Origin of the sequence: Leisingera coralii (assembly GCF_049056525.1) — a bacterium.
Lineage (GTDB): Bacteria > Pseudomonadota > Alphaproteobacteria > Rhodobacterales > Rhodobacteraceae > Leisingera > Leisingera coralii.
Map to the genome: position 1 here is coordinate 18752 of NZ_JBHUPT010000090.1, position 15452 is coordinate 34203.

Sequence of the window (15452 nt, forward strand, 5' to 3'; positions counted from 1 at the left end):
CGGTGCCCGCCTTTTCACTGCAGGGGCTGCCGGCCTTAGCTGCCGGCCTCGTTCCGCCGGAAGGCGGCCAGCCCGTGTTTCACCGCGTAATCGACAAACAGCCGGATCTTGGGATCCTGCAGCTTGCGGTGCGGGTAGAGGCAGCCGAAGATTGTCGGCTCCGGCGGAGTATCCGGCAGCACCTCCACCAGCGCGCCGGAGCGCAGATGCGCGGCCACGTCGAAACGCGGCTTGTTGACGATGCCGCGCCCGTCCAGCGCCCAGTTGGTCAGCACGTCGCTGTCGTCAGCGTCATACTTTCCTGACACCTCCAGCTTGCGCGGCCCCTCTGGCGTTTTCAGCGTCCAGTAATATTCCGGCGAGCGCGGATAACGCAGCAGCAGGCAATTGTGGCCGGTCAGCAGATCCTCCGGCACCTGCGGGGTGCCATGCCGCTCCAGATAGTCCGGTGCGGCACACAGCACCCGGGTGCAATCGGCGATCTTACGCATCTTCAGGGTGGAATCGTGCGGGGTGCCGATAAAGAACGCCACGTCCAGCCCGTCGGCCAGAATGTCGACCTTGCGGTCCGACATCCGCATCCGGATTTCGGTGGCGGGATATTCGTCGACAAATCCCGGCACCAGCGGCGCGATGATGCGGCGGCCAACGCCCAGCGGCGCGGTTACCCGGATCACCCCGCGCGGCGCCTCGGAGAACTGCGAGACCACTGCCTCGGCGTCCTCAATCGATTCGAGCACCTTCTTGGCCTCGGTATAAAACAGCTGTCCGACCTCGGTCGGGGTCAGCGATCTCGTGGTACGGTTGAACAGGCGGACGCCAAGGTGCTTTTCAAGCTCCTTGATCCGCTTGCTGGCCACCGCAGGAGTCAGCCGCAGATCCCGCCCGCCGGAGGTGATGCTGCCCAGTTCGACGACTCGGGTGAAGACCCGCAGGGATTCCAGATAAGACATGGTTCACAGACCTTTACGGGGCGTATCCGCCGCTTGCCCTTTACCACGGCAGGCGGCAAACACGCCGGTTCCGGCACCTATTAGCCTAACCATTTTCAACAGGGTGTTGAAAGCCTTTCGCGATTGCAGCCGTTAACCGAGGCAGTCGGACAAGGTAAAAATGAACCAACAGAATTAGAAGCTGTCCAGCGACTACTTGGAGGCCAGATGGAACATCAAAACGACATTCGCTTTCTGCTGAACGGGCGGGAGCTTTCGGTCAAGGACGTGAAGGCGACCACGACCCTGTTGGATTTCCTCCGGCTGGAGCAGCGCCTGACCGGCACCAAGGAAGGCTGCGCCGAGGGCGACTGCGGCGCCTGCACCGTGCTGGTGGGCCGTCTGCACAATGGCGCGCTGCGTTATGAGGCGGTAAACGCCTGCATCCGCTTCCTGGCGTCGCTCAATGGCTGCCACGTGGTGACGGTTGAGCATCTGTCCGGCCCCAAAGGCCGTCTGCACCCGGTGCAGCAGGCGATGGTCGAATACCACGGCAGCCAGTGCGGCTTCTGCACCCCGGGTTTCGTGATGTCGCTGTACGCACTGTGGATGGAGAACCCGCAGCCGAACGAGACGCAGGTGGAAACCGCGGTGCAGGGCAACCTCTGCCGCTGCACCGGCTATGAGCCGATTGTGAAAGCCGCGCTGGCGGTGAACCAGTACGGCACCCCGGCCAATGATTACCTCAATACCGAGCGTGAGAGCCTGACCGCTAAGCTGAAGGCGATCCAGCCGCAGGCCCGTGTTGTGACCGGCCCCGAAGATGACCGCGCCATCCTGCCGCTGGATGCGGCGGATCTGGCAGAGGTGCTGGCAGAGAACCCCAAGGCGACCATCGTGGCCGGCTCCACCGATGTGGGCCTGTGGGTGACCAAGTTCATGAAGCCGATCTCTCCGGTGGTGTTTGTCGCCCACCTGGAGGAGCTGAAGGCCATCGAGCTGACGGATGAGGCGCTGACCATCGGTGCCGGCGTCACCTATACCGAAAGCGAAACGGCGATCCGCGATGCTTTCCCGCATCTGAGCGCCTACTGGGACCGCATCGCCGGCTGGCAGGTGCGCAACATGGGCACCATCGGCGGCAACATCGCCAACGGCTCGCCCATCGGGGACACCCCGCCGGTGCTGATCTCGCTGGGCGCAGAGGTGACGCTGCAGAAGAAGGGCGGTTCGCGCACGCTGCCGCTGGAGGACTTCTTTATCGACTACGGCAAGCAGGACCGCGAGCCGGGCGATTTCGTCGCCTCGATCCGCATCCCGCTGCGCCGCGACGGGCAGATCGATGCCGCCTACAAGATCTCCAAGCGCCGGGATGAGGATATTTCCTCGGTTGCCGCTGGGGTCAGCGTCACCGTGAAGGACGGCGTGATCGCCTCTGCGCGCATCGCATTCGGCGGCATGGCAGCGACGCCCAAGCGTGCCGCCGGCGCCGAGGCCGCGCTGATTGGCCAGCCCTGGGGCGAGGCCGCGTTTGACGCCGCAGCGGAGGCGGTGAAGCAGGACTTCACCCCCCTAAGCGACTGGCGCGCCTCTGCGGAGTACCGTGCGCTCACGGCCAGCAACCTGCTGCGCCGCTTCTACCTGGAACATGACGCGGGAACCGCCGGTGCCGTCCGGCTGGCCGTCGCCTGAGGAGGATTTGAGATGAAAGACCATCAGACCATCAGCGGCGCCGTGCACCATGACCGCCAGCATGACAGCGCCATCAAGCATGTCACGGGGCGCGCCGAATACACCGACGATATCGCCGAACCCTATGGCACGCTGCACGCCTACCTGGGTGTGTCGACCGTGGCGCACGCCAATATCAAGGGCATCGATTTGTCAGCTGTGCGCGCCGCGCCCGGCGTTGTGGATGTGCTGACCGCCGAGGACATCCCTGGCGTCAACGACATCAGCCCCACCGGCAAGCATGACGAGCCGGTGTTCCCGACCGGGAAGGTCGAATTCCACGGCCAGCCGATGTTCGCGGTGATCGCCGAGACCCGCGATGCCGCCCGCCGTGCCGCCGAGCTGGCGCAGGTGGACTACGAAGAGCTGCCGCACGCGCTGGACCCGGTCCAGGCGCAGGAGGCGGGCTATCCGATGATCACCGATCCGCTGAAGCTGGAGCGGGGCGATGTGGAGGCGGGCCGCAAGGGCGCTGCCCACCGCATTCAGGCGCAGATGACCGTCGGCGGCCAGGACCACATGTATCTGGAGGGCCACATCGCCTTTGCCATTCCGGGCGAGGATGAGGACGTGACCGTGCATTGCTCCACCCAGCACCCGAGCGAGGCGCAGCATATGGTTGCGCATGTTCTGGGCGTTGCGAACAACGCGGTGACCGTCAACGTGCGCCGCATGGGCGGCGGCTTTGGCGGCAAGGAAAGCCAGATGAACCTGTTCTGCGCAGTGGCTGCAATCGCTGCGAAGAAGCATAACCGCCCGGTCAAGATCCGCCCGGACCGCGACCAGGACATGACCGCCACCGGCAAGCGCCATGACTTCGTGATCGACTATGACGTGGCATTTGACGACGCGGGCCGCATTCAGGCGGTCGAGGGCGGCTTTGCTGCGCGCTGCGGCTATTCCTCGGACCTGTCCGGACCTGTCACCGACCGGGCGCTGTTCCATGCGGATAACGCCTATTTCTACCCGAATGTGCTGCTGAAAAGCCGGCCCATGAAGACCAACACCGTCTCCAACACCGCCTTCCGCGGCTTTGGCGGCCCGCAAGGTGTGGTCGCGGCAGAGCGGATGATCGAGGAGATCGCCTATGCCCTTGGTAAGGATCCGCTGGATGTGCGCAAGGCCAACTTCTATGGCGAAGAGGGCCGCGACCTGACGCCCTACCATCAGAAGGTGGAGGACAATATCCTCGACCGGCTGATCGGGGAGTTGGAGGAAAACGCCGAATACCGCAAGCGGCGGGAGGAGATCATCGCCTTCAACAAGGAGTCGAAGATCATCAAGAAGGGCATTGCCCTGACGCCAGTGAAATTCGGCATCTCCTTCACCGCGACCTGGTACAATCAGGCGGGCTCGCTGATCCATGTTTACAATGACGGCTCGATCCATCTGAACCACGGCGGCACCGAAATGGGGCAGGGCCTCAACACCAAGGTGGCGCAGGTTGTGGCCGATGCCTTCCAGGTGGATTTCGAGCGCATCAAAATCACCAAGACCACCACCGAGAAGGTTCCGAACACTTCGGCCACCGCGGCCTCGTCCGGGTCGGACCTCAATGGCATGGCGGCGCTGGATGCGGCGGAGCAGATCATTGCCCGGCTGACCAAGTTCGCGGCTGAGAAGCATGGTGTGTCCGAGGCGGAAGTCGAATTCCTGCCCAACCGCGTGCGCGTCGGCAGCGAGGTCATCCCCTTCGACACGCTGGTGAAAGAGGCCTATATGGCCCGCGTTCACCTGTCGGCGGCGGGGTTCTACAAGACGCCGGAAATCCACTGGGACCGCGCGGCCGGCAAGGGCCAGCCGTTCTTCTACTACGCCTATGGCGCGTCCTGCTCCGAGGTGTCCGTCGACACTCTGACCGGCGAATACCGGGTGGAGCGCACCGACATCCTGCATGACGTGGGCCGCTCGCTGAACCCGGTCCTGGACAAGGGCCAGGTGGAGGGCGCTTTCATCCAGGGCATGGGGTGGCTGACCACCGAGGAACTGTGGTGGGACGGCGAGGGCCGCCTGCGCACCCATGCGCCCTCGACCTACAAGATCCCGCTGGCGTCTGACCGCCCGCGCATCTTCAACACCCGGCTGGCCGAATGGTCGGTGAACAAGAAGCGCACCATCAAGCGGTCCAAGGCCGTGGGCGAGCCGCCGTTCATGCTGGGCATCTCGGTGTTCGAGGCACTGTCGATGGCGGTCGCCAGCACGGCGGACTACAAGGTCTGCCCGCGCCTGGATGCGCCTGCCACGCCGGAGCGCGTGCTGATGGCGATCGAAACCCTCAAAGGGCAGGGCTGAGCCATGACCCGCCGCCGTTCCCTCCAGGACTTTCTGGCCAGCCACAGCCGTGTGGTGCAGGTCGCGCTGACCCGCGTTCGCGGGTCCTCCCCGCGCGAAACCGGCACCTGCATGTTTGTAGCGGCGGAAGGCCTGTGGGGGACCATTGGCGGCGGCCAGCTGGAATACATCGCCATCGACCATGCCCGGCGGATGCTGAAGCAGGATGTGATCAGCGACACGCTGGACGTGCCGCTGGGGCCGGAGATCGGCCAGTGCTGCGGCGGCCGGGTGGAAATGTCGCTGGCGCAGATGCGCCAAGCCGACCGCGACGCCGCCCTGGCCCGTCAGCAGGCCGAGGAGCAGGCGCTGCCGCATGTCTATGTGATGGGGGCGGGCCACGTGGGCCGGGCGCTGGCGGATCTGTTCCAGCATATGCCGGTGCGCTGCATCCTGATCGACCAGCGCGCCGAAGAGCTGGCCCTGTGCCAAGCGGACGTGGAAATCCGCCAAAGTGCAATTCCCGAGATCGATATCGCCGCCGCGCCTGCGGGCAGCGCGTTCATCGTTCTCACCCATGATCATGCGCTCGACTTCCTGCTTGCCTCCGCTGCCCTGCAGCGCGGCGATGCGGGTTATGTCGGCTTGATCGGATCGGCCACCAAGCGGGAGAAATTCCGCCGCTGGTGCCGGGACCATTGCGACGGTCTGGGAACCGACCGTCTCATCTGCCCCATCGGGGCAAGCGGTAGCCGCGACAAGCGGCCCAGCGTCATCGCCGCCTTCGTGGCGGCGGAAGTGATCGCTGATTTGACCTCTGAAACTGCCGCGTCCGCTCCCGCAAGGAGCACAGACCTGCCTGAAACGGGCAAGCAACCGGACGCAGAGGGAGACACGGCTGGAGCAATCAGCCGGTAAGGACTGCGTCCTCTGATAGGAGGAGGCCGCCATGACCACAGGGCGGAGCTATACGTACAAACTGTTCGCGCGGAATGACTTCAGTGCATTCTGGGCGCTGTTCACCGACAACCTGATCAACCTGATCGTGCTTTCGGGCATCTGTCAGTTTGTGTTCCAGATGCCTGCCGACATCGTGTTCGGCCGCATCGTGCCCGGCGCCGCGGTGGCGATCCTGGCCGGTATCGCGGTCTACACCTGGCTGGCCAAGCACATCGCCGAGAAAGAGGGGCGCGACGTGACCGCGCTGCCCTATGGCATCTCGACGCCCGTCATGTTCGTCTATCTGTTCGGCGTGATCGGGCCGATCTACTGGTCCACCAATGACGCCATGCTGGCCTGGCAGGTGGGCATCGGCGCCGGCTTCATGGGCGGCATCGTTGCCGCGATGGGCGCGATTGTCGGTCCCTGGCTCAAGCGGGTGACCCCGCGCGCCGGTATGCTGGGCACCTTGTGCGGTATTGCGCTGGTGTTCATCGGCACCGTGCCGCTGGCGACGATTTTCGAGAATCCGTTCATCGGCTTTGCCTCGATGATCATCATCCTGTGGGGCCTGGTCGGCCGCCACCGGCTGCCGTTCAACATTCCCGCCGGTCTGCTGGCGCTGATCGTGGGTACCGTTGTCGCGCTTGGCATGGGCGAGGCCTCGGTCTCCTTCGATGGCGTCGGCGTCTACCTGCCGGTCCCCTACTTCGGTGACCTGATTGCCGGTATCCAGCACCTGTTTGCCAACCCGGAGCTGTTCCTGGTTCTGGTGCCGGTGCAGATCTACAACTTCATCGAAACCATGAACAACGTCGAAAGCGCCGAAGCCGCGGGCGATCACTACCCGGTTGGCGTCTGCCAGGTGACTGATGGCGTCGGCACCATGATCGGTGCGGTCTTCGGTTCGCCCTTCCCGACCACCGCCTACATCGGCCACCCGGCCTATAAGCGGATGGGCGCGCGTTCGGGCTATATCATTGGCGTTGGCCTGGTGATCCCCATTGCTGCCTTCTTCGGCCTCTTGGCGTTCCTCAACAACCTGATCCCCGTGGCCGCAGCCGCGCCGGTGCTGGTGTTCGTGGCGCTGAGCCTGGTGACCAATACCGCGCATTCGGTGAAGACCGACCACATCGCCGCCGTGACCATCGCGATGATGCCGCATGTCTCTGCCTTCCTGGTGGTGAAATGGGGGGCGCTGGCCGGAGCCCTGGGGGCATTGGGTGCCACCGGCATGGCGCAGCTGGGCGACCCGGAGCTGACCGCAGCGCTGCTGCAGCAGGGCGCGCATTACGAGGGCCATCTGGCGCTTAGCCAGGGTGCCATCCTGACCGGCCTGATCTGGGGCGCCATCGTGGCCAGCGTGATCGACGGCGATTTCCGCAACGCGGGCGGCTTTGCCCTGGCGGCGGCGGTGATGTCGCTGGTCGGCGTGATCCACTCTGCCAGCCTGCATTGGCCGGAGTTCAACGGCATCGCCCTGGGCTACCTGATCGCGGCCGGCTTCCTGTTCATCTATCCGATCTTCCACAAGGCGGATGAGCATGAGGAAGAGCCGGAGGACGGTGCGAAACCCCATGTGCCGCACCTGCCGGCGGGCGAATAATCCCAAACGATACCCAAATAATAATGGGCAGGGGGCCTGCGCGCCCCCTGCCTGCGAAGCAAGGACAACAAAGACATGACATCGAAACAGACGCTGCTGCGCGGGCGGGTGCTTTCCTTCACCGCCGAACCGCAAAGCGCTGAGGACACCAGCGCCTATGAGTTCATCGAGGACGGCGCGCTGCTGGTCGCGGACGGCATGATCCTGGCCAAGGGCAGCTATGGCGACCTCGCCCAGCAGGCGGCAGGCGCCGAGGTGATCGACCACCGCCCGAACATCCTGATGGCCGGCTTTATCGACACCCATCTGCATTTCCCGCAGGTGCAGGTGATCGCCTCCTGGGGCTCGCAGCTGCTGGAGTGGCTGAACAACTATACTTTCCCCGAGGAAACCCGTTTTGCCGACGCAGGCCACAGTGCTGAAATGGCCGGGCATTTCTTTGACCTCTTGACCAGCCACGGCACCACCACCGCGGTGGCCTATTGCTCGGTCCACAAGACCTCGGCCGAAGCCTATTTCGACGAGGCCGCCCGCCGCAACATGCGGATGATCGGCGGCAAGGTCCTGATGGACCGCAACGCGCCCGAGGGCCTGCTGGACACGCCGGTCAGCGGCTATGACGACACCAAGGAGCTGATTGCGAAGTACCACGGCAAGGGCCGCGGCCTCTATGCGATCACCCCGCGGTTTGCCATCACCTCCACCCCCGGTCAGATGGAGATGGCCGGTGCGCTGGTGAAGGAGCACCCGGACTGCTACGTGCAGACCCACCTGTCGGAAAACCACGACGAGATCGCCTTTACCGCCGAGCTCTATCCGCAGGCGCGGGACTATCTGGACGTCTACCAGTCCTACGGGCTGCTGACGCCGAAAATGCTGCTGGGCCACTCGATCCACCTGCAGCCGCGCGAGATCGATGCGCTGGCCGAGACCAAGGCCAAGCCGGTGTTCTGCCCGACCTCCAACCTGTTCCTGGGCAGCGGGCTGTTTGACGATGCGGGCCTGCGGAGCCGCGGCATCACCAATGCGATTGCCACTGACATCGGCGCGGGCACCAGCTATTCGATGCTGCAGACCCTGAACGAGGGCTACAAGGTCCTGCAGCTGCAGAACCAGAAGCTGCACCCGCTGCGCGCCTTCCACTGGATCACCCGCGGCAATGCGGTGGCGCTGGGGCTGGAGGATAAGGTGGGCACGCTGGAAGCGGGCACCGAAGCCGATATCGTGGTGCTCGATTCACGCGCCACCCACGCGATGGACCTGCGGATGCAGCGGGCGGAAACCCTGTCCGAGGAGCTGTTCATCCTGCAGACCCTGGGCGACGACCGTTCCATCGCGCAGACCTATGTGGCCGGCAAGCCGATGAAACCGGCGGCATAGTGAGACGCCGGCAGATCCAGGCGCCGTTTTCCGGCAGCGGAAAACGGCCAGGAAAAATCGATTTTTCCTGGCCGGAATTCTCGCAGAATTCCGGCTCCCCCGGATGAGAAACCGGATCCACAAAAAAGACCGGCCCATGGGCCGGTCCAATTCCGCCGGGCAGAGGAGTCCCGGCAGGCAGTGAAACGCTCAAACCCTGCGCCGGATCGGGTCCGCGCCATAGACCTCCTCCAGGAGGATCTCCACCAGGTCGAATTGCGTGTGCAGGTTCACGTCCTCGAAATAGATGTGGCTGGGCCAGGCTTGGCTGACGTGGTTGTCCGCAGGCAGGTCCACATGGGCGCAAACGTTGCGGATGGCGGCCACATGGCGCGGGCCATCGCGCGTGTCTCTTCCTTGGCCGCGTCCAGATCCTCGATACTGTTGCGGTCGATCTCGGGGGAGCCGATGCCTGAGGTCAGCGGCATGTTGCGGGCGATTGCTTGGCTTTCGTAGAACGAAATATCCACCTTGTCCGCGGCCAGCCGCATGATGAAGACCGGGTTCACGCTGACCTTGGCCTCGGTCAGCTCCAGCAATGCCGGGTTCTCCGAGGGCGCGCATGCAGGCGCTGCCGTGGCGCTGGTCTCAGTACCGCGACGGCGGGAGCGGCGGTCCTTCTTCCTGGCCAGCGCCACGTGATCGCCGCGATAGTTGTTGTCGAACACCCGGTCCGCATAGGGCTTGTCCCGCAGCATGTGGCGGATCGAACGGATCGACATGTTCTTGCAGTTCTCCGGCCCGATAAAGAAGGGCGAGCCGGAGGCGTCTGAGAGTTCAATCCAGCCGTTCGGGAAGGTGGCGATATGGTGATCCATCCACGGGCCGAGCACAACGTCGCCCAGGTGATCCAGCAGCGCGTTCACCTCGTCCGGGTCGTTCACCACGTCCGACAGCAGCGGCTCCTGCCCGTAGATGTCGGCGGCCAGGCTGTAGGGCGCGGTGATCTGCAGCAGCGGCGGCAGCCCGGTCAGCTCCTCGTGCACCCGCAGGATATTGGTGATCGCCAGCGGCACGCCGGTGGTGAAATCCGGGGTCTTGAGGCTGCGCCAATTGTCCTTGCTGATCAGCATATCGTCCGGGTCGGCGCCCGGCGGATACTTGTCGGGGTACATCATGGTCTGACCCAGCGGCTCGCAGGTCCAGGCGTAAAGCGCCCAGGTGATGTAGAACTTGTTCACTCCCAGCAGACGGCTGACCGCGAGGTTGGCGCGGACATAGCGGCAGGGGTCCTCGTGGTAGTATTCGCGGGTCTCGATGCCGTAGAGATCGTTCAGCACCGCCAGCGCCAGCATATGCACCGAGGCGGTGCAGTTGACACGGCCCGGGTCGGCCTTTTGGGCGAAATTCGCGTCAAACTCCCCGGCGATGGCGGCGTCGAACACCCGTTTCATCTCTTCTTTGGCCTCTGCATCGCCCGCTTGCCAGGCCCGCAGAAGGTCCAGCCCCTTGGGGAATGCGTAGTCTTCAAGTCTGGTCATGGATCCGCCTCAAGCACTGTGAACCCGTGGCGCGGCCGCGCCGGATGGGATTGAGGCTATCCAGAAATGGGCACATCAAATATACCCGTTATAGATCCATCTATAGGCCCATTTAGAGATGCCGAAATCACCGGGCGGCGCGCTGCTGCAAGGGTTCACTATCGAACGCGAGTCCAAGGTGCCGATTTACCGGCAGCTGGATGCCTCCCTGCGGCGGCTGATCCTGGACGGATCCCTGGCGCCGGGGCAAAAGCTGCCCTCGACCCGGGAACTGGCGCAGGAGCTGGGGATTTCGCGGATCACGGTCAAAAACGTCTATGAACAGATCATCGCCGAGGGCTATGCCCAGGCAAAGACCGGGGCCGGCACCTTTGTTGCGGACGGGCTGGATACCGAGGCCTTCCCCAAGGTCCGCACCCCGCGCCGCCGGGGGACGCCTGCGGGTGTCGGGATTTCGGACCGGGCGCGGGCCATCGCGGCCTCGAAATCCGTCGCGCGTTATGGCGAGACGGCGCCGTTCCGGCCCGGCGTGCCGGCGCTGGACCAGTTCCCGGCCAGGCTCTGGCAGAAATACATGGCGGAGGCGATGGCCCGGGACGCGCGCCGCAGCCTCAGTTACGGGCAGGTGAACGGCAACGCGGATCTGCGCGCGGCGATTGCCCGCCATCTGGCGGATGCACGCGGCATGAAGGTTGAGGCGGAGCGGGTGATCATCACCTCCGGCGCGCAGCAGGCCTTTGTTCTGATTGCCTTTGTGCTGCTGAACCAAGGGGATACGGTCTGGTACGAAAACCCCGGCCATATCGCCGGGCGCGACGTGATGCAGATCATGGGCGCCAATGTGGCGCCGGTGCCCGTCGATGCCGAGGGGCTGGACCTCGACCACGCCATCGCCCGCCACCCGAAACCTGCGCTGATTTTCACCACGCCGTCGCATCAGCAGCCCCTGGGCACCACCATGAGCCTGGGGCGGCGGCTGGCGCTGCTGGCTTATGCGCAGGAGAACGGCGCCTGGATCATCGAGGACGATTACGACAGCGAGTTCCGTTACCGCGGCCGGCCGCTGCCTGCGCTCAGCGCCTTGGACAGCGCGCGGAGGGTGTTTTACGCGGGCACCTTTTCCAAATCGATGTTTGCGGCGATGCGGCTGGGCTATGTGGTGGTGCCGCCGGAGTTTACCGGAACCTTTGCTACCGCGCGCAACCTGTTGGGGCAGAACTCCTCTGCCGTGGTGGAGGAGGCGATGGCGCGGTTCATGGAGGACGGGCGGTTCACCGAGCATATCCGCAAGATGCGCCGCCTGTACCGCAGCCGCCGGGATGTGCTGTTCGAGGCGCTCAGCCAGCACTGCGCGGCGTGGCTGGAGCCGCAGCGCACCGATGCCGGGATGCATATGGTGGCCTGGCTGAAGCACGGGATTGACGATCAGGCCGCCCACGAAGCGCTGCTGGAGGCGGGCATCGACTCGCTGCCGATCTCGGTCTACTGCATCGAGCCGCTGGAACGGCCTGCGCTTGTGCTCGGGTTTTCCGGGGTGGATGAGCGGGTGATCCCGCGGCTGGTCAAGCGCCTGGCGGAGGTGCTGAAAGGGCTGGCTGCCGCGGGTTAGACGGGGAAAGCCACCTCGACCCGCAGGCCGGGCTTGGCATCGGACAGGCGCAGCGTGGCCCCGTGCAACCCGGCAATCGCCGCCACCAGACTCAGCCCCAGGCCGCTGCCCGGCGTGGTCCGGCTCCGCTCCAGCCGGTAGAGGCGGCGCAGCACCTTCTGGTGCTCCGCCTCGGGGATGCCGGGGCCGTGGTCGCGCACCGACAGAACCGCCGCTGCCCCCTCCTGGCGCAGCGACAGGCTGATGGCGGTGCCTTCGGGAGTATGGCGCAGCGCATTTTCGATCAGGTTGGCCAGCAGCTGGCCGAGCAGGGCGCGGTCTCCGGTGACGGTGACCGGCGCCTCCGGCAGGCTGAGGCTGAGGGTACGGTTCTGCTCCTCTGCCGCGGGCTCATAGATCTCGGCAAAGGTGGCGGCGACTTCGCACAGATCCACCGCCTCGAACCGCGACCGCGGGGCGCCGTCTTCCAGCTGGGCGATCTGCAAGAGCGCCTGGAAGGTGCTGGTGATGCCGCGGGTTTCCTCCAGCGCCTTGTCTGCCAGCGCCTGCGCCTCTTCCGGCAGGTCCGGCACCTCTTGCAGGCGGGTGAGCTGCACCGCCACCCGCTGGATCGGGGTTTTCAGGTCATGCGCGATGTCCGCCGAAACCTGCCGCAGCGCCTCGGTCGCCTGCTGCTGCGCCTGCGCCATGCGGTTCACGCTGCGGCCGATGCGGGTGATATCGCCATGCGTCTGCCCGCTCTCCGGCACCCGCGCGCCAAGGTCGCCGGAGGTCAGCGCCGCCAGCGTGCGCTCGATCCCTCTCAGCGAACGGGCTGAAAGGCGCGCCAGCAGCACCCCGCCCAGAACCGCCAGGGCTGTGGCAGGCAGCAGGCTGAACAGGAACACCCACAAGAACGTCTGGCGCAGGTCGTCCAGCGGTTTGGCGTTTTGTGCCACGGTCAGCAGCCCGCCGTGGATGTATTCGCTGAGCGAGATGAAGCGGCCGGAAATTTCCACCGGCTCCGGCCCCAGCGCCACCACCCGGAACCCCTCCTGCTGCTGCATGATCGCCGCATTGCCAGCCACCACCCGGCCGCCGGGGCGGCGGTAGCTGAGCAGGCGGCGCTGCGGGTCGGTTTCGCGGGTTTCGGCATTGACCAGCGCCGCCAGAGCCGCGGCGGAGGGCGTGGCGCGGTAACCTGCCATGTCCTGTGTCAGGCTCTGCTCGATCGCCTGCCGCTGAGCTCCCTGGGCCACGTAATAGGTGATGCCAAGGCTGATCGAGCTGGCCGCAACAAACAGCAGCGACAGCCACAGCGACTGCCGCATCGGCGAGGAGCGCAGCAGCACCCGCGCCCGGCTGAGGAGGTCAGCCGGCAATCCGGTACCCCGCGCCGCGCACGGTTTCGATCAGCTCGGTGCTGAAGGGCTTGTCGACCTTGGCCCGCAGGCGGGAGATATGGGTCTCCACCACATTGGTCTGCGGATCAAAGCTGATGTCCCAGACCGCCTCCAGCAGCATGGTGCGGGTCTGCACCCGGCCCTTGCGGCGCAACAGATGCTCCAGCAGGCGGAATTCGCGCGGCAGCAGCTCGATCTCCTGGCCCGCGCGGGTTACCTTGCGGCGGATCAGATCCATCTCCAAATCGCCCGCCCGCAGCACCGTCTCCTGCTCCTGCAGGCCCGGGCGGCGGGCCAGAGCGGCGACGCGGGCGGCCAGCTCGCCAAAGGCAAAGGGTTTGACCAGGTAGTCATCCGCCCCGGCCTCCAGCCCCTCGATCCGGTCATTCACGCCGCTCAGCGCCGTCAGCATGATGGCCGGTGTGCGCACGCCGGCGCCGCGCAGGGTTTTGATCAGGCTCAGCCCGTCCAGGCCGGGCAGCATCCGATCGATGATCAGCACGTCATAGTCTGCCGCGGTGGCCTGCAGCAGCCCCTCGCGCCCGTCGGTGACGAGATCGGCGGTATGCCCTTCCTCGCGCAGACCCGCCTGCACATAAGGCCCGGTGGTGGCGTCATCTTCGATCACCAGGATTTTCAAGGCCTTCCCCCCGAGTTTCCACCAGCCCGGTGATACACCGGACGGCCACTCTGCGCACATTACAGATCTGTATAGAAGACGTCAGGCGGTTGAAATCCAGGCCCTCCATCTGGCTTGCATCACTTCAACGCAAGGAGACGAAGATGTCCAATCCTGCCACCGCCCCCAAGAGATTTGCCCTTGGCCTGACCGCCGCCGCCTCAGCCGCTGCCATGTTCGCGATGGCCCCGGCCCCTGCGCTGGCGGTGCCTGCCGGCGGCTATGCCGATCTGGTCGAGACGGTCGCCCCCGCCGTTGTCTATGTCGAGGTCACCGGCAAGGCGCAGCCCATGTCGGACCGGCAGGCCTTCCCGAATGACCAGTTCATGGAAGACTTCATGCGCCGCTTTGGCGGCCGCCTGCCGCAGCAGCCGGACAGCCGCCCGATGAAAGGCGCAGGCTCCGGCTTTGTGATTGCCGAAGAGGGGCTGATCGTCACCAATAACCACGTCATTGACAAAGCCCAGACGGTGACCGTGACCCTGGCCGACGGCAGCGTGCATGACGCCACCGTTGTCGGCACTGACCCGCTGACCGATATCGCCTTGCTCAAGGTGGAAACGGACGCGCCGCTGCCGGCGGTGGAATTCGGCTCCTCCGAAGCGCTGCGGGTCGGCGATGAGGTGCTCGCCATGGGCAGCCCGTTCGGCCTGTCGGGCACGGTGACCTCGGGCATCGTCTCGGCCACCTCGCGCAACATCAACTCCGGCCCGTTTGACGACTTCATCCAGACCGATGCGGCGATCAACCGCGGCAACTCCGGCGGGCCGCTGTTCAATGCCGAAGGCGAGGTCGTGGGGGTGAACACCGCGATCTATTCGCCCGGCGGCGGCTCGGTCGGGATCGGTTTTGCGGTGCCTTCGGACATGGTGCAGAAGATCGTTGCCGACCTGGAAGATGACGGCGAGATCACCCGCGGCTGGCTGGGCGTGCAGATCAAGCCGCTGTCGGAGGACGCTGCCAACGTGCTGGGCCGCGAGGCCGGCAAGGGCGTGGTGATCGAAACCGTCGTGGCGGACAGCCCGGCGGCTGAGGCGGGCCTCAGGGCCGGCGACGTGGTGCTGCGCTTTGACGGGGCTGACGTCAATGAGCTGCGCGATCTGACCGCAGCGGTTGCGATGAATGCTCCGGGCGAGGCGGCGCAGATCGAGGTGCTGCGCCAGGGCAAGGAAGTCACCCTGGATGTGACTTTGGGCGACCGGTCCGGCCAGGACGCCTGATCTGATCCGCATCCAGCGCAAAAACTTCACCCCTGCCGGAGGACCGGCAGGGGTATCCGCAGTTGATCCCCCGGTTGCGGGTCAAGCCCCCGGCGGGTCCTGTTTTATTCCGGCCATGGGAGGGAGTATGTCTTGACGTTTGTGAAGAACTTCATGGCTTCGATGACGCCTTCCTTGACGCCG

The 15452-nt window shown here is 65.3% G+C and carries 11 protein-coding genes; 7 read left to right on the forward strand and 4 right to left on the reverse strand.

Features of this window, described 5'->3' with window-relative positions; all coding sequences use genetic code 11:
• Positions 1-35: 35 nt before the first annotated feature.
• Complete coding sequence (locus ACFMBG_RS22345; protein WP_421056876.1) at positions 36-953, reverse strand: LysR family transcriptional regulator; 918 nt, start codon at positions 951-953, stop codon at positions 36-38.
• Between the two features lie 207 nt (positions 954-1160).
• On the opposite strand from ACFMBG_RS22345, the gene xdhA reads away from it, so the two are divergent.
• The 5 genes from xdhA (at position 1161) to guaD (ending at position 8859) form a co-directional block, all read left to right on the forward strand.
• The gene (gene xdhA, locus ACFMBG_RS22350; protein WP_421056877.1) at positions 1161-2624 is read left to right on the forward strand and encodes a xanthine dehydrogenase small subunit; all 1464 of its coding nucleotides are present in this window, start codon (positions 1161-1163) and stop codon (positions 2622-2624) included.
• A 12-nt stretch (positions 2625-2636) separates the two neighbouring features.
• A complete protein-coding gene (xdhB, locus tag ACFMBG_RS22355) occupies positions 2637-4955 on the forward strand; it encodes a xanthine dehydrogenase molybdopterin binding subunit (RefSeq protein ID WP_421056878.1) in 2319 nt (772 codons plus the stop codon).
• 3 nt (positions 4956-4958) lie between these two features.
• Positions 4959-5852: a xanthine dehydrogenase accessory protein XdhC gene (gene xdhC / locus ACFMBG_RS22360; RefSeq protein WP_421056879.1), complete on the forward strand. Its 894-nt coding sequence runs from the start codon at positions 4959-4961 to the stop codon at positions 5850-5852.
• A gap of 31 nt (positions 5853-5883) precedes the next feature.
• Positions 5884-7479 carry a xanthine/uracil/vitamin C permease gene (locus ACFMBG_RS22365; RefSeq protein ID WP_421056880.1) on the forward strand — a complete coding sequence of 532 codons (1596 nt, stop codon included), beginning with the start codon at positions 5884-5886 and terminating at the stop codon, positions 7477-7479.
• Positions 7480-7554: 75 nt separating this feature from the next.
• Positions 7555-8859 (forward strand): guanine deaminase, encoded by a 1305-nt coding sequence (gene guaD / locus ACFMBG_RS22370; protein WP_421056881.1) that lies wholly within the window; start codon positions 7555-7557, stop codon positions 8857-8859.
• 269 nt (positions 8860-9128) lie between these two features.
• Here guaD and ACFMBG_RS22375 read toward each other — a convergent pair whose 3' ends face one another.
• On the reverse strand, positions 9129-10379 hold the full coding sequence (locus ACFMBG_RS22375) for a uroporphyrinogen decarboxylase family protein (protein ID WP_421056882.1): 1251 nt from the start codon (positions 10377-10379) through the stop codon (positions 9129-9131).
• A gap of 118 nt (positions 10380-10497) precedes the next feature.
• On the opposite strand from ACFMBG_RS22375, the gene pdxR reads away from it, so the two are divergent.
• Positions 10498-11988 carry a MocR-like pyridoxine biosynthesis transcription factor PdxR gene (gene pdxR, locus ACFMBG_RS22380; RefSeq protein ID WP_421056883.1) on the forward strand — a complete coding sequence of 497 codons (1491 nt, stop codon included), beginning with the start codon at positions 10498-10500 and terminating at the stop codon, positions 11986-11988.
• Here the strand turns inward: pdxR and ACFMBG_RS22385 are convergent.
• The gene (locus ACFMBG_RS22385; RefSeq protein ID WP_421056884.1) at positions 11985-13349 is read right to left on the reverse strand and encodes a sensor histidine kinase; all 1365 of its coding nucleotides are present in this window, start codon (positions 13347-13349) and stop codon (positions 11985-11987) included. The genes pdxR and ACFMBG_RS22385 overlap by 4 nt on opposite strands.
• On the reverse strand, positions 13339-14010 hold the full coding sequence (locus ACFMBG_RS22390; protein WP_421056885.1) for a winged helix-turn-helix domain-containing protein: 672 nt from the start codon (positions 14008-14010) through the stop codon (positions 13339-13341). Before ACFMBG_RS22390 ends, ACFMBG_RS22385 begins: the two co-directional genes overlap by 11 nt.
• Positions 14011-14153: 143 nt before the next feature.
• Here ACFMBG_RS22390 and ACFMBG_RS22395 point away from each other — a divergent pair, with 143 nt between their 5' ends.
• The gene (locus tag ACFMBG_RS22395) at positions 14154-15269 is read left to right on the forward strand and encodes a Do family serine endopeptidase (protein ID WP_421056886.1); all 1116 of its coding nucleotides are present in this window, start codon (positions 14154-14156) and stop codon (positions 15267-15269) included.
• The last annotated feature ends 183 nt before the right edge of the window (positions 15270-15452 follow it).